Annotated in this window: 23 protein-coding genes and 3 pseudogenes; 17 read left to right on the top strand and 9 right to left on the bottom strand. The window is 68.6% G+C overall.

Annotation, left to right across the window (positions count from 1 at the left end):
- Positions 1-122: 122 nt before the first annotated feature.
- Both ACWIHT_RS41290 and ACWIHT_RS41285 read right to left on the bottom strand, forming a co-directional pair.
- The gene (locus tag ACWIHT_RS41290; RefSeq protein WP_456173722.1) at positions 123-461 is read right to left on the bottom strand and encodes a thioredoxin family protein; all 339 of its coding nucleotides are present in this window, start codon (positions 459-461) and stop codon (positions 123-125) included.
- A gap of 80 nt (positions 462-541) precedes the next feature.
- Positions 542-1,681, bottom strand: coding sequence for a PucR family transcriptional regulator (locus ACWIHT_RS41285; protein ID WP_456173721.1), 1,140 nt, complete (start codon positions 1,679-1,681; stop codon positions 542-544).
- 132 nt (positions 1,682-1,813) lie between these two features.
- On the opposite strand from ACWIHT_RS41285, the gene ACWIHT_RS41280 reads away from it, so the two are divergent.
- Positions 1,814-2,824 (top strand): ferredoxin reductase, encoded by a 1,011-nt coding sequence (locus ACWIHT_RS41280; RefSeq protein WP_456173817.1) that lies wholly within the window; start codon positions 1,814-1,816, stop codon positions 2,822-2,824.
- A gap of 7 nt (positions 2,825-2,831) precedes the next feature.
- Positions 2,832-3,950 carry a fatty acid desaturase family protein gene (locus ACWIHT_RS41275; RefSeq protein WP_456173719.1) on the top strand — a complete coding sequence of 373 codons (1,119 nt, stop codon included), beginning with the start codon at positions 2,832-2,834 and terminating at the stop codon, positions 3,948-3,950.
- Positions 3,951-4,035: 85 nt separating this feature from the next.
- Here ACWIHT_RS41275 and ACWIHT_RS41270 read toward each other — a convergent pair whose 3' ends face one another.
- Positions 4,036-4,794 carry a hypothetical protein gene (locus ACWIHT_RS41270; protein ID WP_456173816.1) on the bottom strand — a complete coding sequence of 253 codons (759 nt, stop codon included), beginning with the start codon at positions 4,792-4,794 and terminating at the stop codon, positions 4,036-4,038.
- Positions 4,795-5,175: 381 nt separating this feature from the next.
- On the opposite strand from ACWIHT_RS41270, the gene ACWIHT_RS41265 reads away from it, so the two are divergent.
- Positions 5,176-5,955 (top strand): serine/threonine protein kinase, encoded by a 780-nt coding sequence (locus ACWIHT_RS41265; RefSeq protein WP_456173717.1) that lies wholly within the window; start codon positions 5,176-5,178, stop codon positions 5,953-5,955.
- Positions 5,952-7,370: a serine/threonine-protein kinase gene (locus tag ACWIHT_RS41260; protein ID WP_456173716.1), complete on the top strand. Its 1,419-nt coding sequence runs from the start codon at positions 5,952-5,954 to the stop codon at positions 7,368-7,370. The genes ACWIHT_RS41265 and ACWIHT_RS41260 overlap by 4 nt, the downstream gene beginning before the upstream one ends.
- A 24-nt stretch (positions 7,371-7,394) precedes the next feature.
- Here the strand turns inward: ACWIHT_RS41260 and ACWIHT_RS41255 are convergent, their stop codons facing one another.
- Complete coding sequence (locus tag ACWIHT_RS41255; protein WP_456173715.1) at positions 7,395-8,291, bottom strand: M23 family metallopeptidase; 897 nt, start codon at positions 8,289-8,291, stop codon at positions 7,395-7,397.
- A 104-nt stretch (positions 8,292-8,395) separates the two neighbouring features.
- Positions 8,396-9,673: an SH3 domain-containing protein gene (locus ACWIHT_RS41250; RefSeq protein ID WP_456173714.1), complete on the bottom strand. Its 1,278-nt coding sequence runs from the start codon at positions 9,671-9,673 to the stop codon at positions 8,396-8,398.
- A 163-nt stretch (positions 9,674-9,836) separates the two neighbouring features.
- Here ACWIHT_RS41250 and ACWIHT_RS41245 point away from each other — a divergent pair, with 163 nt between their 5' ends.
- The 3 genes from ACWIHT_RS41245 to ACWIHT_RS41235 all read left to right on the top strand — a co-directional run bounded on the left by ACWIHT_RS41245 (position 9,837) and on the right by ACWIHT_RS41235 (position 12,551).
- Positions 9,837-10,604 carry a peptidoglycan DD-metalloendopeptidase family protein gene (locus ACWIHT_RS41245; RefSeq protein WP_456173713.1) on the top strand — a complete coding sequence of 256 codons (768 nt, stop codon included), beginning with the start codon at positions 9,837-9,839 and terminating at the stop codon, positions 10,602-10,604.
- 83 nt (positions 10,605-10,687) lie between these two features.
- The gene (locus ACWIHT_RS41240) at positions 10,688-11,134 is read left to right on the top strand and encodes an RICIN domain-containing protein (RefSeq protein ID WP_456173712.1); all 447 of its coding nucleotides are present in this window, start codon (positions 10,688-10,690) and stop codon (positions 11,132-11,134) included.
- Positions 11,135-11,240: 106 nt separating this feature from the next.
- Positions 11,241-12,551, top strand: coding sequence for a DUF6348 family protein (locus ACWIHT_RS41235; RefSeq protein ID WP_456173711.1), 1,311 nt, complete (start codon positions 11,241-11,243; stop codon positions 12,549-12,551).
- Between the two features lie 213 nt (positions 12,552-12,764).
- Here the strand turns inward: ACWIHT_RS41235 and ACWIHT_RS41230 are convergent, their stop codons facing one another.
- Together ACWIHT_RS41230 and ACWIHT_RS41225 are read right to left on the bottom strand one after the other, a co-directional pair.
- Positions 12,765-13,538: an SDR family NAD(P)-dependent oxidoreductase gene (locus ACWIHT_RS41230; RefSeq protein ID WP_456173710.1), complete on the bottom strand. Its 774-nt coding sequence runs from the start codon at positions 13,536-13,538 to the stop codon at positions 12,765-12,767.
- A gap of 52 nt (positions 13,539-13,590) precedes the next feature.
- The gene (locus tag ACWIHT_RS41225) at positions 13,591-14,940 is read right to left on the bottom strand and encodes a cytochrome P450 (protein ID WP_456173709.1); all 1,350 of its coding nucleotides are present in this window, start codon (positions 14,938-14,940) and stop codon (positions 13,591-13,593) included.
- Positions 14,941-15,015: 75 nt separating this feature from the next.
- Between ACWIHT_RS41225 and ACWIHT_RS41220 the strand changes: the two genes are divergently transcribed.
- On the top strand, positions 15,016-15,624 hold the full coding sequence (locus tag ACWIHT_RS41220) for a TetR family transcriptional regulator (protein ID WP_456173708.1): 609 nt from the start codon (positions 15,016-15,018) through the stop codon (positions 15,622-15,624).
- Between the two features lie 278 nt (positions 15,625-15,902).
- Positions 15,903-16,655, top strand: coding sequence for a GNAT family N-acetyltransferase (locus ACWIHT_RS41215; protein ID WP_456173707.1), 753 nt, complete (start codon positions 15,903-15,905; stop codon positions 16,653-16,655).
- A 144-nt stretch (positions 16,656-16,799) separates the two neighbouring features.
- Here ACWIHT_RS41215 and ACWIHT_RS41210 read toward each other — a convergent pair.
- A pseudogene (locus tag ACWIHT_RS41210) lies at positions 16,800-16,940 on the bottom strand (IS21-like element helper ATPase IstB); the annotation flags it as partial.
- Positions 16,941-17,470: 530 nt separating this feature from the next.
- Between ACWIHT_RS41210 and ACWIHT_RS41205 the strand changes: the two are divergent.
- The 7 genes and pseudogenes from ACWIHT_RS41205 to ACWIHT_RS41175 form a co-directional block, all read left to right on the top strand.
- Positions 17,471-18,526: an aminotransferase class I/II-fold pyridoxal phosphate-dependent enzyme gene (locus ACWIHT_RS41205; RefSeq protein ID WP_456173706.1), complete on the top strand. Its 1,056-nt coding sequence runs from the start codon at positions 17,471-17,473 to the stop codon at positions 18,524-18,526.
- A 64-nt stretch (positions 18,527-18,590) separates the two neighbouring features.
- Entirely contained in the window at positions 18,591-19,673 is a 1,083-nt protein-coding gene (locus ACWIHT_RS41200; RefSeq protein ID WP_456173705.1) for a cupin domain-containing protein, read from the top strand.
- Positions 19,674-19,699: 26 nt separating this feature from the next.
- Positions 19,700-21,523 carry a pyridoxal phosphate-dependent decarboxylase family protein gene (locus tag ACWIHT_RS41195; protein ID WP_456173703.1) on the top strand — a complete coding sequence of 608 codons (1,824 nt, stop codon included), beginning with the start codon at positions 19,700-19,702 and terminating at the stop codon, positions 21,521-21,523.
- Between the two features lie 38 nt (positions 21,524-21,561).
- Positions 21,562-22,392, top strand: coding sequence for a methyltransferase domain-containing protein (locus tag ACWIHT_RS41190; RefSeq protein ID WP_456173702.1), 831 nt, complete (start codon positions 21,562-21,564; stop codon positions 22,390-22,392).
- Positions 22,393-22,453: 61 nt separating this feature from the next.
- A complete protein-coding gene (locus ACWIHT_RS41185) occupies positions 22,454-22,840 on the top strand; it encodes an IS3 family transposase (protein WP_456173700.1) in 387 nt (128 codons plus the stop codon).
- Positions 22,841-22,956: 116 nt separating this feature from the next.
- Positions 22,957-23,109 (top strand): annotated as a pseudogene (locus tag ACWIHT_RS41180) (transposase); the annotation flags it as partial.
- Positions 23,110-23,179: 70 nt separating this feature from the next.
- A pseudogene (locus ACWIHT_RS41175) lies at positions 23,180-23,566 on the top strand (transposase); the annotation flags it as partial.
- A 102-nt stretch (positions 23,567-23,668) separates the two neighbouring features.
- Here the strand turns inward: ACWIHT_RS41175 and ACWIHT_RS41170 are convergent.
- Positions 23,669-24,091 (bottom strand): DUF6193 family natural product biosynthesis protein, encoded by a 423-nt coding sequence (locus tag ACWIHT_RS41170; protein ID WP_456173699.1) that lies wholly within the window; start codon positions 24,089-24,091, stop codon positions 23,669-23,671.
- Between the two features lie 227 nt (positions 24,092-24,318).
- Here ACWIHT_RS41170 and ACWIHT_RS41165 point away from each other — a divergent pair.
- Positions 24,319-24,537: hypothetical protein (locus tag ACWIHT_RS41165; RefSeq protein ID WP_456173698.1), on the top strand; the 219-nt coding region annotated here is incomplete at its 3' end.

The following is a 24,537-nucleotide window of genomic DNA, read 5'->3' as shown; positions in this document are numbered from 1 at the left end:
CGTTCCGGTCTTGTTCAATGTCGCTTCCCGGTCATGGCCCCATCGGTGATCGACCGAGCCTCGACGACATGCGTCGCGGAGTGGATCAAGACTACAGGCCGGGTTCCGCCGGCCCCGGGCACTCAGAGGTGGCCGTCCAGGAACTTCCGTACCTCGGCGACGGTCATGGGTCCCGTGCCGTGCGCCACCGCCTCTCCCTCCTTCAGCAGGACGTAGGACGGTGCTCCGGTGATCCCGTATCGCTCGGTCGCGGCCGGACAGCGTGTGATGTCGGCGCGGACGGCGGTCAGGCGGCCCGTGTAGTCGTCGGCGATGCCCTCCACGACGAGGTCCATCACCCGGCAGGGTTCGATCGCCTTGGGCCATGTCCCGGTGAAGTACGCGAGGACGGGTACTCCGCTCATCCCGAGGACGAAATCGAACTCCGCGTCCTCACGGGGTCGGTGAACCCTCTTCGCCATGGAAGCTCCTGACCTCACGTTCCGTCATTCCGTCCCCATCATCCCTCGCGCGGTGCGGCGGGCCCGCCCGGTCCCGCTTCTCAGTCGCCCCGAAGACCGACCGCCAGCGTCAGTTCGAGGACCCGCTGTGGCGACGCGAGATCCGGGAACAGCTCCCGCAACTGCGACATGCGGTACCGGACCGTCTGGGGATGGACGAACAGCGCCGCCGCCACCTCGTCCCGTCTGCCCTGGTGCAGCAGCCATTCCCGCAACGTCTCCTCCAGCCGCCGTGCGGTCGCGGCGGGCAGATTCCGCAGCGGTGCGAGGGCTCGGGCCCGCAGGTCCGCGAACGCGTCCGCGTCGGCGCTCAGCACCAGTTCGGGCAGGTGCTGCTCGGTGTCGCGGATGTCGGAGGAGAGGGAGCGCGCGCGTACGGCTCGTGCGTGCGAGGCGGACGCTCGGGTCCAGGGCCGGGCCGGGCCGACCACGGCGGCGCGGTCGGTCAACTGCCGCAGGAGGTGCGGTCGGTCGGCGTCGGGGACGAGCAGCACACCGGTGGTGTCGGGCAGATCGTCAAGGACGAGGGTGCTCGGGTCGAGCGTGCGGTAGGCGGGCCGGGCCTGGGCGGCGGGCAGCAGGACCGCGGTCAGGGACAGCGGGGGCGGCCACCCGGCCCGTTGCGCGGAGGCAAGCAGCACGTCCGGGCTCGCGCCGGCGAGGAGGTCACGGGCCAGGTGTTCCAGGTGGCGCTCCTGGGCCCGGCCCCGGGCGGCCAGTTCGTCGGCGTGGCCCGCGGCGCTCGCGGCGGAGAGCTCGTCGATGTAGGCGAAGGTCAGCTCGGCGAACTTGGCGACCTCGGCGGCGGGCAGACCCGCGGGTACGGCACCCGCCGCCAGGCCTCGCCAGGCCACGCGGGCGCCGACGCGGTAGGCGCTGAGCAGGGCGTCCATCGAACGGCCGTCGCGCACCTCGCCGCGGCCCAGATCGTAGGCCGCGTCACCGCCGTCGCCACCCGTGGCGTTGCCGCTCGCGAGGTCCAGGTAGTGCCCCAGGGCGGTGCGGACGGCCCGGCGGATGGTGCCGCCCATGGGGCCCGAAAGGGCGTTGGCGTAGGGCGGCACCTCGTCGATGATCGCCTGGACGACCTCGTCGGCGGTGCTCGTCAGCGCGGCCCGGAGTGCTGTGACCGTCGTCTCGTCCAGGGTCAGTTCGCCGGCCCTCTGGATTGCATGGCTCACGTTTTTGTTCCCTGCGAACAATTCTGCCGATCAGATTCACGCCTTACGGACAGGACTTTACGCCTTCGGGCGCAGCAGGCTTGAGTCATGACGAGTACAGCCCTTCGCAGCAGGGCGTGGAAACTGCTGGAGATGGTCACGACGCCGCTGCTGCCGTCGGACTACCTCGACCTGGTCAGCCCGCTGCGTGCGGGCGCCGACCTGCGGGGGCGCATCGAGGCCGTGCACCCCGAGACGGGTGACGCCGCGACCGTCGTGATCAGGCCGGGACGGGGCTGGCGCGGCCACACGGCCGGTCAGTACGTACGGATCGGGGTCGATGTCGACGGGGTGCGCCTGTGGCGCGCCTACTCCCTCACCTCGCCGACCAACCGTCAGGACGGCCGCGTCACGATCACCGTGAAGGCCATCCCGGACGGCAAGGTCAGCAACCACCTGGTCCGCAGGGCGAAACCGGGCACGCTGATCCACCTCGACCAGCCGACCGGTGACTTCGTGCTGCCGCGGGCCAGGCCCGCCAAGGTGCTCTACCTGACGGCCGGCAGCGGCATCACGCCCGTGATGGGCATGCTGCGCGACACCGAGTTCGACGACGTCGTCATGGTCCACTGCGCGCCACGGCCGCAGGACGTGATCTTCCGCGACGAACTGCACGGCCTGGTCGCGGAGAAGAAACTGCGGCTCACCGAGGTGCACACCGACACGGACGGCAAGCTCGACGTCGCCCGTCTCGACGCACTCGTGCCCGACTGGGCCGAGCGCGAGACCTGGGCCTGCGGGCCCACGGGCCTGCTCGACGCCGCCGAAGCGCACTGGAACGAGCACGGCGTACAAGAACGCCTGCACACCGAACGCTTCCGCCCCGGCATCGTCGTCACCGGCGACGGCGGCGAGGTCACGTTCAGCGCCACCGGCAGGACCGTGGACGCGGACGGCGCCACGCCGTTGCTGGACGTCGGCGAGGAAGCCGGTGTGCTGATGCCCTCCGGGTGCCGCATGGGCATCTGCTTCGGCTGCGTCACACCGCTCAAGGCGGGCGCCGTCCGCGACCTGCGCACCGGCGAGATCACCGAGGCCGAGCCGGGCGTCCTCATCCAGACCTGTGTGTCCGCCGCGGCGGGCCCCTGCGACATCGAACGGTAGGAGCACCTTGACCGCCATCGACCCCACCGCCCATCTGACCGCTGAGCAGATCGAGGAGCTCGGCCGGGAGCTGGACGCGATCCGCGACGAGGTGATCGCCGGCCGCGGCGAGAAGGACGCCGCCTACATCCGCAAGGTCATCTCGGCGCAGCGCAAGCTCGAACTGGTCAGCAGGGGCGTGCTGTTGTTCTCGATCTTCCCGCCCGCATGGCTGATCGGCACCGCCGGTCTGTCCGTGGCGAAGATCATGGACAACATGGAGATCGGGCACAACATCCTGCACGGCCAGTGGGACTGGATGCGGGACCCGAAGATCCACTCCACCACCTGGGAGTGGGATCACGTCTCGCCGTCCGAGCAGTGGAAGCACTCGCACAACGAGCTGCACCACACGTACACGAACGTGATCGGCAAGGACAACGACCTCGGCTACGGCATCATGCGCGTCGACGAGGACCAGCGGTGGCACCCGTTCCACCTCGGCCAGCCGCTGTGGAACTTCCTCAACGCCTGCTTCTTCGAGTACGGCATCGCGGCGTACGACCTGGAGCTGGGCAAGAACCTGAACAAGCGCCGCCGCAAGAACCCGGAGTTCCGCGCGCGGGCGAGGGCCGTGGGCCGCAAGATCCGCAAGCAGGTGCTCAAGGACTACGTGATCCACCCGCTGCTGTCGGGCCCGTCGTTCCTCACCACGCTCGGCGCCACGTTCACCGCGAACCTGGTCCGCAACATCTGGACCCACTCGGTGATCATGTGCGGGCACTTCCCCGAGGGCGTGCAGGTCTTCGAACGCCGGTCGATCCAGGGCGAGACGCGCGGCCAGTGGTACCTGCGCCAGATGATGGGCTCGGCGAACATCAGCGGCAGCAAGGCCATGCACTTCATGACCGGCAACCTCTCCCACCAGATCGAGCACCACCTGTTCCCGGACCTGCCGAGCAACCGGTACGCCGAGGTCGCGGTGAAGGTGCGCGCGCTGTTCGAGAAGTACGAGCTGGAGTACGTCACCGGGCCGCTGCCCAAGCAGGTGTACTCCGCGTGGCACAAGGTCTTCCGGCTCTCGCTGCCGAACAAGAAGCCCGCGGTCAAGACGCCGGACCGTGAGCAGGAGCTCGTCGCGGCCTGATTCCCGGCTTCGGTTCGGAAGCACACAGCCTCCGGCGAGGTGTGGTGTCGTCGGTCGGCGGCCGACACCAGGTTCGTCCCGTGGATCAGTAGCGGTAGCCGGGCCGGTGAGGGTCCTCCCAACGGTCGTCGCCGGTGAGTCCCAACAGCCGTATCCGGTGGAGCAGTTCCTCCGATACGCCGTGGGACCGGAGCCGGGCAGGGGCGTTACGGACCAGCCAGGCGGTCAGCTCGGTGCGCTTCTCCTCCTCGTTCTCCCAGGAGTACCAGGGGAGTTGGTCGCCGAGCAGGTCGTACTCCCACTTGGCCGCCGCCTCGGCCAGGTGGTCGTCGGCCGGACGGCCGGTCAGCGTCTCCCATGTGGTGAGCCAGGGGGTGAGCGTGGCCGATGCCTCGGTGAGCAGGGCCAGGACCTCGTACGCGGGTGCCGCGGGATCGGGATCGGTGAGCGTGTCGGCCCACCATGCGTGCAGGAACTCCCTGACGGCTTCGGCCTGCGCGGTGGGCCACCGCTGCCAATGACCGCGGGCAAACGAGCGGCCGACCTCCTCGAACCCGTCGTGCGGCTCGACGGAGCCGTCCACGAGCGCCGTGGTCAACTGGGGCAGGATCCGGCGCAGTACGGATGCGTGGTCGCTCCAGTCGGGGGCCCGCCACGTGCGGTCCAGGAGGTCGAGGTCCAGCTCCGTGTCCGGAACCTTGAGCTGCGCGAGTTCTTCGGCGCTGCCCCAGTGGCACTCGCAGTTGTGCTCGTCGGGGTGGGCCGTCATCCCGCCGAAGACGGCGGCCAGGCCGTCGAGCGCGGCGGTGAGGCGAGGTCGTGCGGAGGTCTGGTCGGGGTTCATCATGGCGTTCGCATTCGGGGACTCCGGTAGCCTCTGCCGTCCGAAGATCGCCAACCTACCCGGGTGGTTCTCAGGCCGCCATCGATTTTGACGTCTAGCGGCGGGGGTAGGGCAACCGGGCGTGGCAGCAGCGGATATCGGCCAAAGCCCGGGCCTCCGGCACTCAGCTCGAAGAGCTTTGTGTCAGAGTCCTCGCGCATGCAACCGCCGCGCTGCGTCAGCGGTGTTAACGAATGGGGTTCGTGTACTCCTTCGGCCTGCGTGCGGAAGACCGGAAGGATCGAGGTAAAACGGGGTGTGCGCGTTGACCAGCGCTCGTGTGCCTGCCTGGTGCGGAAGAGAAACGACCCGAAAGGCACGCTCTGCCGGAATCGGGGGACGATGAGCGGCGTACTGATCCATGTGTCACAGGACCCGCCACTGACGCTACGGCTCGGCGCAGGTGAGGTCGCCCGCTTCGGGCGCGGCTCGGACACGGTCGCCGTGGAGTTGCGGCTCGACGATCCGGCGGTGTCGCGGCTGGCCGGGGAGATCCGGGTGAGCGAGGACCACTGGCTGCTGAGCAACCTCAGCGCCACCCAGAGCTATCTGGTGGAGAACCCGGAGGGCGCGGGCGAGTATCTGCGGGTGCCGCCGCGCCGCCTCGGGGCACCCATTCCCTTCGAGTTCGCGCGTGTGGTCCTGCCCACCCGGGACCGGGTGGTGAGTTTCCAGGTGTTCGCCCCCGACCATGTGTACCTGGACCCTCAGGGAGCGGTCGGCGGCCGACTGGGCACGCAGACCCTGACCGCGTACTCGCTGGACGAGACCGCGACGTACTTCCTGGTCCTGGTCGCCCTGTGCGAGCCGCGGCTGCGTGACGAGTCCGCGCTGGCGGTTCCGACCACGCCCGAGATCGTCGAACGGCTGCGGCGGCTGCCGCAGTGCGCGCGTCTCACCGCCCGCGGGGTGAGTGCTCACATCGACTACCTCGCCGAGGAGAAACTCCGCATCGTCCTGCCGGAGCCGCGTGACGCGGGCCGGGGTGCCCGTCGCAACGGCAAGCGCGAGGCACTGGTCGGAATCGCCCTGCGGTTCGGGGTGGTCGGCGAGTCCCATCTCGCGCTGCTTCCGTCCCGTTCGGCGGCCTCCGGCGGCAGTGCCCAGGCGGTGGGCCGGTGAGCCGTGGGGCCGAGGCCGAGCGTGTTCCCGCCGGTTACCGGGTCGGGGACTGGGAGGTAGGCGAACCGATCGCGGACGGCGGCTGGGGGTGGGTCTACGAGGGCCGGAGCGTGCGCGGAACGACGGACGACCACCCGGCTGTCGTCGCCTTGAAGTTCCTGCCCACGTCCGGACTCGCCCCTCAACAGGCGCGCGGACTGCTGGAATGTGCCCACCGCGAGCGCGAGTTCGGACGCCGGGCACGGCATCCCCGGCTGATCCGGGTGCTCGACTCACTCGTACTGAACGAGCCGGACCATCCCGAACTCGACGGCGCCATCGTGCTGGTGATGGAGCGTGCCGAGCGCAGCCTGCGCCAACTCCTCGGTGGTGAGGCGGGGTTGGCGGACGGGCAGGCCGAGCGGATCCTGACGCAGATCTGCGAGGGCCTGGCCCATCTGCATGGCCAGGGCTGGGTGCACGGCGACCTCAAGCCCGACAACGTTCTCCTCATGGCGGACGGATCGGTTCGCCTGTCGGATTTCGGGCTGGCCTCGGAACTCGACGGCACCCATGGCACGCATGCGTGGATGCCGCCGCTGGGCACGCCCGACTATCTGCCGCCGGAGCGTTGGAAGGCCCCGCTGGGCGAACGCGGTGTGCAGGCGCGGCCGAGCGCCGACATCTGGGCGCTCGGCATCATGGTCCACCAGATGTTCACCGGCGGAATCTCACCCTTCCCCGGCGCGACCCCGGCCGCACGGGGAGCCGCGGCGCAGGAGTACGCCGGCGGCCGGGCGCCCCTGCGGCTGGATCCCGCCGTACCGCCGTTCTGGCGCGACCTGGCCACCGACTGCCTCGCCCCCACCCATGAGGCACGCGCCGCCTGCACCGCGGGAGCCCTGCTGGCCCGCATCGGTGCGGAAACCCATGGCGGCGGCACAGGCGCGGCACGTGCCGACGGGGACCGGCGCCGACGACGGATCGTCCTCGGCGCCGCGGCGGCCACCGCACTGTGCGCGGCGGCGGTCGCCGGATGGGTCTACGTCGCGGACGGCGACAGTGGAACGCGGGACAACCCCGTCCATGCCGAGAACGTCTCCGAAACCGCCGGTCCCGCCGCCATCAAGGTGTACAACGTGGAGCCGACCTGCCGGGCCCACGCGGCCGACCGTGATCAGCAGTGCAGCCTCGGTCTGGCGATCGACCCGCTGGCGCCGTACACCGTCAGCAACGTGGTGGCCACCCGTGTGTGGCACGGAGACGTCCTCACCGCGCAGTGCCGGTTGCCTCAAGGGCTGCCGGTGACCGACGAGTTCGGTACCCGTACCACCGAGTGGTACCGCGTCCGGCTGCCGGGCGGCGCGGCCGACTCCACCGCGTGGTTCCCCGCCGTGCGCACCAAGGACCGGCCCGCCCTGCCCACCTGCCGTTGAGGCCGTGCACCTGATCCGGCCGGATCAGGTGCACGCGGGGATGTCCCGGCCGTCGTTGTCCTTCGCCTCGTCGTTGCCCCATCGGTCGAGGTAGTAGGCGGAGACGTACGCCCTTCCCCGGCCGCCCGGTGTCACCTCGTCGAGGTCGGTCAGCAGCCACCAGTGGTTGTACGCGGCGCCGACCCGCACCTCGTCGCCCCACTTCCGGCACAGGACGTAGTTGGTGCCCTTGCGCAGGGTGCCCTGGGCTGCGCAGCGCGATGTGCTGTCGTGCGTGCAGTCGGCGTCGGGATAGCCGGTGGCGTCGGCGAGGGTGTCCACCCAGTACTTGGTGGTCGGCTGGCCGCCCCCGCCGTCGCACGCGTTGGTGCTGGTGACGCGCGGGAACGGGCCGTCCGGTGTGAGCCGGTACTCGGTGCCCTGGAGCACCGGGTTGACCATCTCGTCCGTCTCGCCGTCGTTGTCGCCGTTGGTGTCGTAGAGCTGCTCGTAGTGCAGATGCGCCTCCTCCGTGCCGACCAGTCCCAGCCGCCCGACCGGATCCCCCGACGCGACCTGCTGGCCGAGGTGGACGTCGATGCGGTCCATGTGCAGGTAGACGCTGAACCAGCCGCCGCCGTGGTTGATCTCGATGCCGCCTGGCTCGAAGAACTCGGTGACCGTGCCGGCGGCGGACGCGGTGACGGTGGCGCCCAGGGTCGGGCCGTCGACGTGGTACATGTCGAGCTTCTTGTCGTCGGGATCGTGTCCCAGGTACGTCTGGAGCTGCCAGGTCTGCCCGCAGGGGAACGGCAGCCGGAAGTCGGGGCGGGCGGTGGGCGCCGCCGACGCGGCCGGTGCGCTCGCGCACAGTCCCGCCGTCATCAGCAGCGCCGTCAGTGCCGCCGCCCAGCCCGCTCTTCCCGTCGGCCTCAACCTCATGGTTCTCGCCCTCTCTTCGCCTCGGTGTGCGGCAACGACGGTGCCGTACAAGGGCGTTGAAGGGACTCCGGCACGTTACGGGGTGACGGCCGGGGCGGGTCGGCTCAGGTGCCGCACTGGCGGGTCACGCCGCCGGTCGCGTCGCCCTTGAGGTAGATGCCGCTGACGTAGCCGACTCCGCCCGAGTTCAGGGCCAGTTCGATCCACTTGTCGCTGGTGTAGCCCTCGTCGGTGACGACCTGGCCGGTCTTCCAACAGTTCGCCGGGTAGCTCTGGTTCGGGAACACCGTGCTGACCACGCCGCACGAAGTGGAGGCGCAGGAGCGGACGTTGGCCTGCGTCCACGCCGTGACGTTCGTCTGCCCGCCGGTGTCGCCGGACGGCTGGAAGGTGACGTCCACCCAGTCGTTGTCCGTCATGCCCAGGCCGTCCCAGAAGGTGCCGTCGGCCACGTCGATGCCGGCCGGGTTGGCGACCCGGCGCCCGAACTCGTCGAGGCCGCCGTTGTAGCCGGACTGGTAGGCGGCCTGTGCCTCGGGCGTGCCCTGCGGCAGATCACCCCACATCTGCCGCTGCGCGGACGGGTTCCAGTAGTCGTCCTGGGTGTTCCAGGGGCCGACGTCCCACACCGGTGCCGTCTCGCAGCGTCCAGTGCGCTGGTAGCAGAGCCGTACCTGGTACTCGTGGCCGCCGTTGGAGGCGAGCATCCGCCGGGACGGCAGCGCGACGAAGTGGTCGCGCTGCTGGATGACATGGCCGTTGGCGGTGGTCTGCCCGGCGAGGCCCTCGCGGGTGGCGAAGACGCGGTACGTCGGGGAGGCCGTGGTCAGTGCGCGGGGTGCCCGGGGAGCGGGCTGTGCGAGGTCGGCGTGGACGGAGACGGCCGAGACCGCGGGGGCGGCGGTACGGCCGCCGAGCAGGGTCAGCCGCACCTGGACGACGGAGACGGCCTGCGCCAGCCGCAGCCGACCGGCGCGGTCGGGAGTGGTCCACTGCGTCCACCGTCCGGGGTGGTCGCTCCCCCGTACCTCGGTCACCACCTGTGTTCCCGCGGGTACTTGGGCCCGTGGGCGGACGGTGAACGTGTCGGCCTGCCGTCCGAGGCTGCGGGTCGGCGCGGTGTACACGGCGAAGGCCCTGCCGGGTGCGGACGCGGTGCGGGCGCGGCGATCGCCGATGGTGAGCGCGCCGTTGTTGCGGTGGTCGGTGTTGTGCTGGTCGGCCGAGGCGGCGGCGAGGTCGATGCGCCAGTCGGTGACCGGGCGGGCGGCGGGGCGTTCGTGGCCGGGGCCGTCGGCGGCAGCGGCGGCGACCGGCGGCAGCCCGCCCAGAACCAGCAGGGCGCACACGCCCTGTATCAGTCGTCTGGTGGTGGATCGCATGACGCATCTCTCCAACTGGTCGGGAAAACGGTGCGGTTGACGATCCACAGCCCTATCCGGCCGCGCGCCGCCGCGTCATTCCGGAACGTTCCGGATGCCGCCGACCGAGGAGCCGCGGATAGCTTCCGTGCCGTCCACCAGAAGTCACCGGAGAGGAAGCCTCGTGCGTCTGTTCCCGTACGCCGGACTCGTCACGGCCGCCGCCGTCCTGCTGCCGCTGACGGCGGCCCTGCCCGCCGCCGCGGCACCGGCCGCCCCGGCCGCGTTCGCCGCCTCGCGCCCGACCGCCGGGGTCATCACCCAGGGCTACAGCGACAGCCACGACGGCGTCGACATCGCCAACGCCCAAGGGACGCCCATCTACGCCGTGGGCTCCGGCGAGGTCATCAACTCGGGCCCCGCCAGCGGCTACGGGCAGTGGATCCGCATCCTGCACGACGACGGCACGGTGACCGAATACGGGCACATGTACCAGCGGGACGTCGTCGTCGGCCAGCACGTCCAGGCCGGTCAGCGCATCGCCCTGATGGGCAGCGAGGGCGAGGCAACGGGGCCGCACCTGCACCTGCGGGTCAGGATCGGCACCTCCACCACCGTGCGCGGCATCGACCCGGTGCCGTATCTGCGCGACCGCGGGGTGAACCTGCCCTGCACGCCCGGCGGTGGTGGCGGGCAGGGCACCAGCGTGACCGCCTGGGCGCAGGCCAACGTCCGCTCCTGCGCGGCCACCAGTTGCGGCGTCGTCAGCACGGTGTACCCCAACGAGAGCTACCCGGCGAACTGCTGGAAGACGGGCCAGCTCGTCACGGCCGAGGGCTACAGCAACGACAAGTGGATCGAACTGCCCCTGAACGCGGGCGGTGTCGGCTACGTCAGCGCGATCTACCTCAAGGGCGACGACAAGGCCGACGTCAGCCGCCAGTGCGGCTGACCGCTCCTCTGTCCAGGCGCCCGCACCCGACTCCCCGCCGCACTCGGCCGCGGGGCACCACCACCCCATCGAAGGGAACACCCATGTCCGTCTCCGTCCTGACCCGCGTCGCGGCGCTCGCCGTCTCCGCCGCGGCCATCGCGCTGCTGCCCGCCGCGACCGCCTCGGCGGCCGACGCCGTGAACACGTTCAAGAACCAGGCGACCAACCGCTGCATCGACGACACCGACAACGGCTTCCGCACCTGGGACTGCAACGGCTCCACCCCGCAGAACTGGATCGTCCACAAGTGGGGTGACGGCACAGTGCAGTTGAAGAACGCCTTCACCAACCGCTGCATGTACGACAGCGACCAGGGCTTCAAGACCGCGAACTGCGACTCCAGCACCAACCAGAGCTGGCTGGTGCACAAGTGGGGCGACAACACCATCGAGCTCAGGAACCAGCAGACCAACCGCTGCATCGACGACAGCAGCGCCGGCTTCCGCACCTGGGCGTGCAACTCGGGCCAGAACCAGAGCTGGTTCTGACACCCGCGGGCGCTCCGGTGCCGCCGTATTCCAACGGCGGCACCGGAGCGCCCTGTTGAGGTGATACGGTCCGTCGGTCGTCGGCCGCGCTCAGTACCATCCACGCATGTCCTGGATACGACGTCATAAGCGCAAAGAGGAGCCGCAGGCGAAGCGGCTGCCCGACCTGGAGTTCCTCGCCCTGGTCAGGGCCGGGCTCGAAGAGTTCGCGCCAGGAGTGACGCAGGGCGCCGAACTCAAGGGCAACTCCTTGGTCAGCCCGCAAGGTTGGGCCGTGGCCGTGGCCCCGCCGCACCACGGGGGCGGCCAACATTACGACCTCGTCGCGCTGCCCGACGTCAGTATCCAGCCGGACGTACCGTGCTTCATGGACTGCGTCGTGTCGATGTCCGCCGATCCACAGGACGCGGCGAACACATGGGTGCAGACAGCGGGCGCCTGCCTGCTCGAACTCCTCGACCTCCGCGAGCAGTTCGCGGATCACGCGGGCCCCGACAACAAGCGTGGCGTGCCCGGCTGGCACATGATCACGTCGGGTGCGGTCGGTCTCGGAACCGACGTCGACGAGAACCGGCGGCTTCAGGGCGCACTGCTGGACGCGAACGTGCTGCACCGGATCGCGGACTCGTTCACCGCGGACCTGGAATCGCCCTTCTTCAACGGCGTCAAGGTCTTCTACGGCGGTCGCCCCGGCGCGATGGAGGCCGAGATCCGCGTCAACGGTGAGCGCCACGAGGCCGCTTCGGCAGCGATGACGGCGCTCGGACTGCCCGAGCCGACGGCATTCACGGCCGTGCGGTTCTACGCGCTGCTGCTTCCGCTGCCGGAGGGCGAGAACGAGGACGAGCCCAGCCACCCGGCAACGGCCCGGCCCGATTCCATTCCCGCCCAGGCGCAGGCCACTACCCACACCCACGGCGCGTCCTGCGACTGCGGCGGCCACCTCGATCCCGAGCACCCCGGCTTCGACCTGGCCCTGCCCCACCTGGTCGCCGAGCTGTCCGAAGAGGAGCGCAGGCGCCTCGTGAAGTCCGACACGGGCGCCATCATCACCGCGGAGGGCGTCGGCAACTTCCTCAAGGTCCGCCTCCCGATCCGTCTGGACGACGGAAGGACGGTGGTCTATCTCGCCTGGGTCTATCTCCAGCCGACCGTGTTCGACGACTTCGTGCAGCGGGTCCACGACGACGACCTGGCCGACCACCGCTTCGAGGGCCTGCTGTGCAACGCCATCGACCCCTGGGGCGAGGACGTCCTGCGCGCCCCCGTCGTCCTCGGCGGCCAACGGATCAACGAGGACGGCTCGGTCCGCATCAGTGAGGTTCTGGAGTCCAGCGATCCCCTGCTCGGCAAGGTGCTGACGGAGAGTTGGCCCGCTGACTTCGTCCTGGGCGACCGCTTTCCCCGCCGGACGTAGCGTCGCATCCGATCAGCTGAGGTGATCGTCGCGCCGGCCGGCGAGTCGGCTCACGATCCCCTGCGAGCCTGGAGTACGAACCCGACCCGCCAGACACCGGGCACATCCCGTACACACGCGCCGAATGACGGGGAAGCCCAACGACTGGAGAGCGCGCCGCACCTGGGCACGGTGCGGCCCGAATCGAATGTCGTGTGTCGCGGCGGACCGGGCTCACATGTACCAGCCGCCGTTGACCCCGATCTGCTGGCCGGTGATGAATCCGGCCTGGTCGGAGCAGAGGAAAGCACAGGCGGCCGCGATGTCGTCCGGCGTTCCGGCGCGACGCACCGGGGTCATGCCGGCGACGGTGTCGACGCCGATGAAGTCCCCACGCTTCTCGGCCTCGCGGGCCATCGGGGTGTCGACGATCGAGGGCGGGACGGTGTTGGCGGTGATTCCTTCCGCGGCCAGTTCGACCGCGAGAGCTTTGGTCAGGGCGATGACGCCTCCCTTGGCGGCGACGTAGTGGGCCATGTTCGGGGCGCCATGCTGGGCGCTGGAGGACGAGATGGTGACGATCCGCCCCCACTTCGCGGCACGCATGTCGGGGACGACGGCCTGCACACACGTGAACGTGCCGGTGAGATTGACCGCCAACACCCGCTCCCAGGCCTCGGGCGTGATGTCGGTGACGGAGGCGAACGTCTCGACGCCCGCGCTCGTGACGATGACAGTGATCGGACCGTACGCCTCGCGGACCGCCCGGAGCGCCGATACGACCGCACCGCGGTCGGAGACGTCGCACGCGTAGGCCGTCGCTTCCGCGCCGGTCTCACGGAGTCGGACGGCAGCCGACTCGGCGGCCTCGGCCCGCCGGTCGAGCAGGGCCACGCGGTGCCCTGCCGCCGTCAGGTGCCGCGCGACCGCGAGCCCGATCCCCGACGCCGCTCCGGTGACCACGGCGGTTCGGGGGCTCGCCGGGGCAGTGTCTGTGCTGGGGGGCATGGACCTTCCTCTCGATGCGGGACGTCCCGCGCAGGCGCGGCTTGCCCAGCGGTCAGCCGACCGGCGTGTAGGCGAGGTGCAGGGCCGTCAGGCCGCGCAGGATGTAGGTGGGTTCATAGCTGAGCCGACGGTCGGAGACCGGGCCGTGCTCCGCCTCGTCGAGGTGGATGTCGGCCATGCGGTCCAGCAGCCGTTCGACGCTCACCCTCGCCTCGACCCGCGCCAGCGGGCTGCCCGGGCACGCGTGGACGCCGCGGCCGAACGCCAGATGCTCGCGTGCGTTCGGCCGGTCGATGCGGAACCGGTCGGGCTCCTCGAATCGGGCCGGGTCACGGTTGACGGCGCCGTTGAGCAGCATCACGGTGGTGCCCGCGGGCAGGTCCACGCCGTGCAGCGTGGTGGACCGGCGTACGAGCCGGAAGTCGGACTTGACCGGGCTTTCGAGCCGTAGCGTCTCCTCGACGAAGGCCGGGATGAGGCTGCGGTCCTCGCGCAACAGGGCCTGTAGATCGGGGTGTTCGGCGAGGACGAGCAGCACTGAGCTGAGCAGTCGGGCCGTGGTCTCCTGGCCGGCGGCGAACAGGAAGGTGGCCACCCGGACCACGTCCGTGACGTCGGGTGTCGATCCGTCCGGGAACGTGGCGGTGGCCAGCGCGGTCAGCACGTCGGCGCGCGGCTCGCGCCGTCGCTCCCGGACGAACGAGCCGAACTGCTCCTCCAGAAACTCCAGCGCGTTGCCCGACACGGCCTCGTCCGGGACCAGGGACCCCACCTTCTGGAGGCCGAGCCGGACGCGGAACGGCTCGTGGAACTCCTCGGGGACACCCAGCAGATCCGCTATCACGAGCAGGGCGAACGGCTGGGCGTACTCCCGCAACAGCTCGACCCGTCCGCGGGCGGCGAACTCGTCGATCTGCCGGTCGGCCAGCCGCCACATGAACTCCTCGTTCTCCTTCAGCCGCCGGGGCGTCAGAAGGCGGGCCAGCAGAGCACGGTGTGCGGTGTGCAGCGGCGGGTCCATCGTCACCATGTGCTCGCTCATGGGTAACTGTTCGCGCACCTGCTCGATCAGTTGCCCGATGTCGTCGCCCTCGGGCTCGGCGGGCAGGCCCGGGAACGGGCCCGTCACCGAGTTGCAGGAGGAGAAGGTCTCGTGGTCGCGGTAGACCCGCACAGCCTCGTCGTAGCCGGTGACGGCCACGACGCCGTGGTGGGACTCGCGGTGCACCGGGCAGCGTGCCCGCAGGTGCTCGAAGTAGGGATACGGATCGTTCACGACCGATCCGTCAGTGAAGAAGTCGGTGCTGTCGAAGTCGGTGCTGTCGAAGTCGGGCACTGCGTCCTCCCCTGGAGCCGCACCCGTGGCACGGATGCTGGACGGTCGTACAGCAATGCTGGACATATGCTTAGCGTCGGGGTCCTGAGCCGTCAAGGCATGCGGCGCGGGCCGGAGTTACGCCGAGAGAACGGAGACCGTGTGACGTCGTCACCCCGCCGCTACGGTTCGCCCGACGCCAAGAACCGCAGTGTGCTGCTGGACGCCGCCGAGGAACTGCTCCTGGCAGAGGGCTACCCGGCCGTGACCGCACGCCGGGTTGCCGCGCAGGCCGGGCTCAAGCACCAACTCGTGCACTACTACTTCCACACCATGGACGACCTCTTCCTCGCCCTGTTCCGCCGTCGCGCCGAACAGGGACTGCAACAACAGGCCGCGGCGCTCGCCTCCGACCGGCCACTGCGGGCCCTGTGGGCCTTCAGCACCGACCCGGCCGGCGCCTCCCTGACCATGGAGTTCATGTCTCTGGCCAACCACCGCGAGACCATCCGGACCGAGGTCGCCCACTACGCCGAGCGACTGCGCGCCGCACAGGCCGAGGCCCTCCCGGGCATCCTGCGACGCTATGGAATTCCACCCGAGACCTGTCCCCCGCTCGTGCTGGTGTTCCTCACCACCAGCGTCGCCAGGGTCCTGGTCCTGGAGGACCGCCTGGGCATGTCCGCCGGCCACGACGAGACACGCGCCTACGTGGAAGACCTGATCCAGCGCCTGGAAGAGGACAAGGCACCTCGGTCCGAGGCGCACTGACCACAGACCTGGGCCAGATCCGGGCCAGATCCGGGCCGACCCAGCTCGCCGAGCGACAGCGACCCGTTCAGCACCTTGTCCAGTGGGCAGTGGACATGCCAAGATCGCCGCTGACCGCAAGGACTCCCAGAGCTGGAGCTGAAGCCAATTGGATGCGGGCGAGTTCGCTACTTGAGCCGCCGATGCACCGAACGAATCACCTGACGCGTGCCTGTTTGCGGGCCCGGCGATATCGGCGGCATGTCCGAGTTCACACATGCCTTCAGAGGGATCCTCCTATGGACTTCGACGTCCAAAACCATGCGCGCACGCGCGCCCTGCGTTCCTACGGCCATCTGCGGAGCGGACCGTTCGTGGTGCGCCATGACCGAAACTGGCCGAGCCCCTTCGCCAACTACGCGATCCCGGATGACGGGGCCGCGCCGACCGCGAGCGAGATCAGCGCCCTTGTCAGCACGTTCCGCGCGCTCGATCGGGTGCCGCGTCTGGAGTACCTGCCCACCTGCGCGCCGCAGGTCGAAGCGGCCCTGCTCGCAGCGGGGTTCACGGCCGAGAACCGTGCCGCGGTCATGGCCTGCGCAGCTGAAACACTCATCATCCCCAGAGCGTCGGCCGACGTCCTGATCACTGAGCCGACCGATGACGCCGGGCTCCTCGCCACCGCGACGGTGCAGCACGCCGGGTACGGACAGCCGGGTGAGCCGACAACGGGTGAGACCGCCTGGCTGCGCGACACCATCACGGGCGGCGGCGTGGTCGCACTGGCCAGCACCGACGACGGCACCGCGGTCGGCGCGGGTGTCTGCTCTTCACCGGTGGACGGCTTGAGCGAGTTGGCCGGCCTCGCGGTCGCCGAGAGCGCCCGGCGGCGCGGTATCGGCGCGACGCTCTCCGCCTACCTGACCGCCGCAGTCCTGGATCGAGGCTGCCGGACGGTGTGGCTGGAGCCGGGCGATCCGGGCATCGAGAGGATCTACGCCCGGATCGGCTACCGAACCGTCGGCGAGAAGCTCAATATCTCCCTGCGATAGGCCGGCGAGGGCGGGCGCGGGAACACCGCGACCCGCCCCACGGCTTCGTCGACCGGCGTCCGCGGCCGCCGCCACCTGTTCAGCGCGAGCGGGAGTGGGGGCCAGCCGGTAGGAGTCGGTGCCGGTCTCGATGATGGTGCGTCAATCGATGGCGGGGTTGGCGTCGAAGCCGAACTGCCGGATCGATTTCTCGCGTGGAAAGCCGACCACTTCGGTGCGACGCTCGGCGCGGCGACGGGCCCGGTCATCGCATTCCGACAGCAGTAGTTCGGCCAGGAACCCGCGACAGCCGTGGGTCGGGGTCGACGCCGTGAGCCCGAGACTTCCGCCGGAGACTCCGCCGAGGGCGAAGGCAGAGGGCAGCGCACAGCAGGAGGCGCCCGCCAGGTGGTCCACCGCGAAACTCGTCCAGCAGGCCGCTCGGATCCGCGCGGCTTTTGGCGCGTCACCCCGGGCGGCGTACCGGGCTACCGCGCCGACCGCCCTTGACGATCGGAACCACCGCCGGCTCCGGTGCCGTGGCACGTACCGACAGAAAATTGTGCACTGGATGACAAGTATATGGAAAAGCAACCTGTCACCATATTCGGAGTAGCCACGATTTGGTCTTTCGCGAATAACTGTGACCTGGCAGGCGGGTGAGCTGCGCGACCTGGACCGGTCCGACGCCTGCAACGTTGCGGTGCATTGAGGGGCAGTTTGATTCTGCCGTCCTGCCATTTCTTGGAGATACCTCATGGCTGCTCAACCACCCGGCGGAGCAGACGGCAGGCGCACCCCACCAAACCCTAAGACCCCGTAAAGGTATCGGACCAATGCGAGAATGCATTCAGACATTGGGATTACCAGGCCCTTCAGGAGATCGCCCTGAAGACTCTGGATTCATCAACCTTCGATTCAATGAGAACCCTTTCGGCGGACAGTATCGCCGCTACCCCGAGCACTCACCTGATTTCCTCGTTCCCCTATATCTGAGCGCACTGGAAATTATCGACCCAATCACTGCTCCACAGCCGACCGACACCACCACCGAAGGCAGCGGACGTCATCCCTCGGAAGCGGATGCGGTGATCACCCGCGGCGCCACGGAAGCCCTCGATCTCTTACTACGGGCACTCTTTGAACCGGAGAAGGATGCCGTGGCGGTCACTTGGCCAAGCTTTGGCTTCTTTGAGCGACTCGCCACACTGCACAACGTTGCACAATATCGTGTGCCACTCGGAGGGGCGCGGTACGACCGATTGGACATCGATCGCTTGCTGTCACTTCCGGTAAAGGGGATTTTCCTTTGCGACCCCAACAACCCGACCAGTACCTGTCTGGACTCCGACGACCTGGACTGCTTGCTGAATCGCTTTGACGGGGTCGTAATCATCGATGAGACCTATTCCGAATTCACCGCTCGGCCTTCGCACCGGCACAAGCTGGAATCCCACCCGAGACTGGTCTCGGTGCGGTCGATGTCAAAGGCCCTGGGCATGGCAAATTTGCGGCTCGGAGCGTTGTTCGGAGCGCCTGCCATCCTTGACGCAGTACGTAAGGTCCGACCGCCCTTCCCTATCCCGAACCTCGTCACCGAAGCGGCGGCAGCGGAATTGACCAACCCCGCACAACTCGCGTCCAGGATCGCTTCCTGCATGGCAGAACGCGACCGGTTAGCGAAAAACCTCATGGACTGTCCTGACGTGCTCGATGTCTTCGCGGACGCCGGATTCATTTCCATTCGGATCGCCGACCAGGACTCCGTGACGGCAAAACTGCAAGATGCTCATATCGCCGTGGCATCCGAGCCAGAAGGCTGGCGCAACCATCTGCGGATCTCCATCGGATCCTCGTCCGAGAACGCGCAGTTGCTTTCCGCTCTCCAATGAAACACTCAACGCACCCCCCTTGATTTCCCTCCCCCCATTCGCGTTCACAGGAAGGTGAACACACGTGACCGAACAACTCGCCATGGATGAAAAGCAGTTGGACACCGCAGTCCTGACCGTCTCACGCAACGACATCCGGCGGATTTCCTCCGTCATGGTGGAGGGCAACGCCCACCATCTCGGAGAGCAGCGGGACTTCCGGCGGAACGACCTTCTGGCCGACTTTCTCCCGGAAACCGGCCGCCTTTCAGTCGCCTGGGTACGCCTTGCCGACGGTGAGCAACTGGATGTCCACCAACATCCGATCAAGTCGATGATCCTCGTCTGCAAGGGCTCGGTCCGACTCCTCGGGGACAGGGAGCAGGAGCTGACCGAGGGTGACACCGTCGCCGTTCCCCCGGGCGCCCGGCACGGCTTCGTGACCAGGCCGGGTGAGGAGTTCTGCGGACTCTCGGTGCAATTCGAGGGAAGCGGGCTCTACGAGAACGAAAGTGCACCACGAGTCAAGTTCGGCGGGACCTCCGCACCACTGGCCGAACTGGAGGAATACAACGCCGAGCGGCTGCGCAAATTCAGCGATCACCACTTCTTCGACCTGTTCGACGGCGGTCATGTGGGACGAGACCACACGATGCGCGACCGCTTCGTGTCCGCTCTCTACGTCTGGTCCGTGTACTTTCAGCGCATGCTCTATGCGCGGCAGGCGACCTGCGCCGATCCGCTGTTGCGTGAGGTGTACGCGGGCCATCTGCGCGAGGAGTTCGGACACGACCTCCTGCTCAAGGAAAAGCATGGCGTCAGCGACACGGTCTACGACCCCATTCTGGAAGCCGTCGGCAACTGGTTCGTGATGCAAATGCACGGAACGGACGAGGCGTCGAAGATCGTCATCGTTCACATGGCCGTAGAGACGTGCTGCCAGGTGTTCGGCGAACGCACCAGCGTGGCCTTCACCGAGGAAGACACGGCCGACACCTCTTACTTCGATCTCCATTCCGAAGTGGACGAGGATCACCGGGAACTGGGCCGTGACTACCTCAGGGGACTGTCGGCCGCGCAATTCCCGCAGCTCATGCAGGTATGCGCCCAAGCATGGGACCAGATCGATCTGCTCTTCGATCGCATCTCCGCTCACATGGTGCACTGACGGGACAACGCGGGAAAGGAGGGCCGATGCGGCACACGCACTCGGGTGGGGGATTATTTCCGCACCCGGAGAACCGCGACATGTTCACGAAACTGCTGCGGCAAGTCATCGACGACTACTACCGGTGGCACGCGCAGTGCGCGGAAGCTGCCGCACCGGCCCTCATCGACCCCACGCACGAGAGCGCGGCGGATGACACCGCGGGGCCGGCGGGAGATATGAACGCCGTCGCGAGCCTGGTGCGCGAATTGTCCGGGCGACTTGCGCACCAGGCGACGCCCTTCCCCTCGCCGTTGTATCTGGCCCACATGACGCCTGACATCCCCGTAGCGGCAAGCCTCGCGCACCTCTGCGCGATGCTCTACAACCCCAACAACGTCACACCTGAGACCGCTCCGGTGACCACCGAGCTGGAACACGAGGTCTCCGAGGACCTCTGCCAGCTGATCGGCTACCAGCCCGACACGGGGTGGGCGCACCTGTCATCCGGCGGCAGCACGGCCAACTTCGAAGCCATGTGGATCGCCCGCAACCTGCGCAGCCTGCCCTCCGCGGCCGCGGCCCACCCCGCCGCGGTCGACCTCGTCTCCGATCGCTCCCCCTTGGTGCTCGCCAACATGCCAGTGCCCCAGGTGCTGGATCTCGTCGAGGCCCTCTCCGCGCGCGGGCTTCTCCCCGAGGTGGCGCGGCTGGCCGCCGAGCAACGGCGGGAGGCGCACACATCAGGCACCCTGCTGCTCGCCCGCAGTGCGCACTACACGTGGGACAAGTGCGCCGACCTGCTCGGGCTGGGCCCCGCCGATGTGGAGGAGATGGAACTGACTCCGCTGCACAGGGTGGACGTACAGGCACTCGGCAGGCGAGTCCGCGACCTGTTGGCGAACGGGCAGCCGATCCTGGCCGTGGTGGCGATGTGCGGCAGCAGTGGGGAAGGCGCGGTCGACGACCTCGACGCCATCCTGCGGTTGCGGGCCGATTGTGAACGGCGTTTCGGCGCTTCGTTCTACGTCCATGTCGATGCCGCTTTCGGCGGATACTGCCGCAGCCTGTGGCTGCAACCCGACGGCACGATGGCTGCTTTCGAGGACCGGCCCTTGGACGGGAGTGGCGCCCGCATGAAACCAGAGGTCCACGCCGCTTTCCGTGCGCTGCCCCTCGCCGATTCGGTCACTGTGGATCCCCACAAGAGCGGCCACAGCCCCTATCCGGCAGGCGCCTTGGTGTTTCGTGACAGACGAGCGGTCTCCCTCGTGGCCCGGGAGTCGACGTACTTCGGTCACGGCAACGGCAGTCGAATCCCCTTCGGTCCCCACACACTCGAAGGGGGTCGCCCCGGAGCGGCGGCTGCCGCCGTATGGGCCGCACACCGACAGATCGGGCTGCATTCCCAGGGCTACGGCCGATTGCTGGGCGGCTGCATCGCGACGGCTCAGAGACTGCACAAGCGGTTCTCCGCGGCTCGGCGGGCAGAGCCAACCGCAAGCTGCGCCGTGGATTCCGAGGTCATCAGCTGCTTCGCGCCGGACCTGAGCATCCTCAATCTGTCCATCGGACTGCGGGAAGGCACATACGGGCGCGTCCCCAGAGGCGCCCTCGGCCGCTTGGCACTCGACTCGATCCTCGCCGAGGCCGCTGATGAACCGCTGACCAGCCTCTACGTATCAGGAAACACCCTCATCGGCCGTCCACTGCCCGGAGGGGTAGAGCAGGTGCTCCGGTTGTGCACGATGAAAGAGCTCGGGCCGACGGCCTTGGACGTCGTCGAGCGACAGCTTCGGGCTGCCGTTTCCCGATCCATGGCCAAGGTGGGCACGGATGGTGTCGCCGTCCAACCGGTCTCCGGCTCCTGACCGCATACAGATCCCTCCAGCGAAGGAGTGGAAGTGAAGTGACCGCCGCAGACACCGACAAAAGTGACAGGCCGTCAGAAGTCAGCTGGGACCCGCAGTTGTACCTGCGTTTCCCGGAACACCGGATACGCCCGGCGCTGGAATTGCTGGACCGCGTTTCGTTCGACGCGCCTCCCGCGGTCGTGTACGACCTGGGGTGCGGTCCGGGGACGCTCACGCGCGTGTTGACCGAACGCTTCTCCGACGCGGAGGTTCACGGCGTCGACAGTTCCCCGGAGATGTTGCGGACCGCAGCCGAGGCCGCGCCCGCGGCACATCTGCACCGGGTGGAGATCAGCTCTTGGCGCCCACAGCGCCGTCCCGATCTGGTGTTTGCCAATTCGCTGTTCCACTTGGTCCCCAACCACGGCGACATCCTGCGGCGCATCGTCCGCGACCTCGCTCCCCGCGGCGTACTGGCGGCGCAGATGCCGGTGTTCCACCGCACGCCGTGGTTCCGGCTGATGACGGAAACGCTGGAGGAAGGTGGGCCGGGCGGTACGCCGCTGGGTGATCCCGGTCTGCGTCGGTCGCTGTACCGTCGGCACGCGTTGGATGCGGTGGGCTACTACAACCTGTTAGCCGGCCCGGACGCCGAAGTGGACATCTGGAGCACTGAGTATCTGCACGCCCTGGACGGTCCCGATCCGGTGTGGGCCTGGGTCGAGGCCGCTGGACTACGGCCCGTCATCGACGGACTGACCTCTGCCGAGTTCGATGCGTTCCGTAGCGCCTACCTGGATCGACTTCGCGCGGCTTACCCGACCATGCCGGACGGACGCACTCTCTTTCCGTTCCAGCGACTCTTCCTCATCGTCCACCGCCCCTGAACCTCGATCCACAGGATGAACTCATACCGGGCCCGCAACGAGTGGTCTGCGGTAAGGGGGCATGGCCAAGGCCGAGGCCAGCGAACGGCGCCGCCGGGACGCCAAAGCGACGGGCAGGATCCGTCAGGTCCACGACGAGTCTGACCGGCTACGGCTCCCCCGCGTGGACGCCGTCCTCAAACGTGAGGGCGTGCACGTCGGCCGCAGGCGAGTCGAGCGACTCATACGCCAAGCCGGCCTTGCCAGGATCAGCCCCGCCAGGACAAGGGCTTGCTTCACGCGCCGCGCTCCGAACACCGCCCCTGCCCCGCACTCGGTGCAACCCGACTTCACCACGCCCAGGCCGATCCGGCGGTGGGCCACCGACCTCACCATGGTCCCCACCGGGGAGGGCCCGCTGTGGTTGTCCGCGATCCGCGCCGCGCTCTCCCGCCGGATCGCGCCCTGAGACAGCGTTTGAGATCTGCCGTAGCCGTGGGCTGACCTGACGTGCTCGTCGAACTCTCCGTGAGTCGTTCTGGGGGTGGGTCCCCGTCGGACCTGACGGACGAACAGTAGACTCTGGTGGAGGCGTTGCTGCCGTCGGCGCGGGTGGGACCGAAGGACGGGCGGCGGGAGAAGCATCCGCGGCGTCGGATCGTGGACGCGACCTTCTATGGGGTACGGACCGGGTGCGCCTGGCGGCAGCTGCCGAAGGACTTCCCGCCCTGGCAGACGGTGTACTGGTACGGCGGCCTGATCGACTCGCAGTCCATCCGCACCGCCGGACACCGTCCCCGCCGCAACCAGGGGCTTCGACGCCGGCAAGAAGGTCAAGGGTCGCAGGAGGTTCCTGGTCACCGACACCCTCGACCTGCTCATTGCGGTCCACGTCGTCGCCGCGAGCGTCCAGGATCGCGACGGCGCCCGTCGACCGCTCCTGTGGGCCCGGCTCGACCACCCGCAGATCCAGAAGTACTGGGCGGGTCAGGGCTTCGCCGGCCGCCTGGCCGATCGGACTGCCCAGATCCTCGGCCGCGAGCTGGTCATCGTCCGTAAAGGCCCTGGCCGGCGCGGCTTTCAGGTCCACCCCAAGCGGTGGGCGATCGAGCCCACCTTCTCTTGGCCCACCGCCCACCGTGGCCTCACCCGGGACTACGAGACCATTCCGGCCCGGCCCGGTCCGAGACCGTGATCCGGTGGGCGATGATCGGCAGCATGGTCCGCAGACTCGCCCGTGGCAGTCCGGCGACGCGGCCGGGCCCGCACCCGCTCGTACGCACCGCGGCCGGACAAGCTACCTGACTCGGCTGAGCGGTTCGAGGACGTCGGGTGTGCCGTCCACGGCGGGACCGCAGCCTGGAGGAAGGTGCGAGGCTACGATTTTGACGGCTTCTTCGGCGGAGTCGGCTTCGGCGGAGTCTGCTTCCCCGACCTCCTCCTGTCCCGGGCCTCGCGGTTCATGCAGCTGCCTCACGCGAAATCGTTCACCGAAGAGGGGGAAGATCCTGGGCAGGTCCTGCGACCAAGGGAAGCGGGTGCACCGGCTGAACTGCAACGATCCATGGCTGACCAGCGGAAACAGAGCCCGGAGGGCGGGGTTTGCGTATGCCGCCTCTACAAGGGCTTTGTCGATGAGGTTCGCGTCCATCTCGCGCACGACCTGCCACTTGGCTGCCACAGGGTCTGGTGCTGTCCCGAGTATGTCCTTCTCTGCCATGCTCGGACATTAGCTGACTCCGCAACCGCTGGTTCCTGCGCCGCCGTTCGCCTTCCTCCCTGATGAGGCACTGATTCACCACTACCTCATCGACCACCTCCGTCACCGGTCGCTCCGGCGCCACCTCGTCCACGAGACGGAGCAGATCTCAAACGCGGCCTGAGAGGCCTCCACCTCGCTGGAGTGTGTCTAGGCCAGCGCTCACCCGCGATTACGCGGAGCGGTGCATGACAGCCTGTGTCGTACCGCAGAAACAAAAGCTCGCCACCGAGGCCAAGAGCTACACCGAAACCCGCCACCATCACGAACAGCCCAGGCACTACCGGCAGTTCAACCGCGACCGACCTGAGACTAAGGGCTTGCAGGGAATCAAGGTGTTGCTTCCTGTCCTGAAGCTCGTTGGTGTGGCATGCGCATCCCGGATGAGACTCGTGACCAACTCGCTG

It is taken from the genome of Streptomyces sp. NPDC002276 (assembly GCF_053891435.1).
Note: the sequence above shows the minus strand (reverse complement) of the source record. Positions and strands in the feature narration are given on the sequence as shown.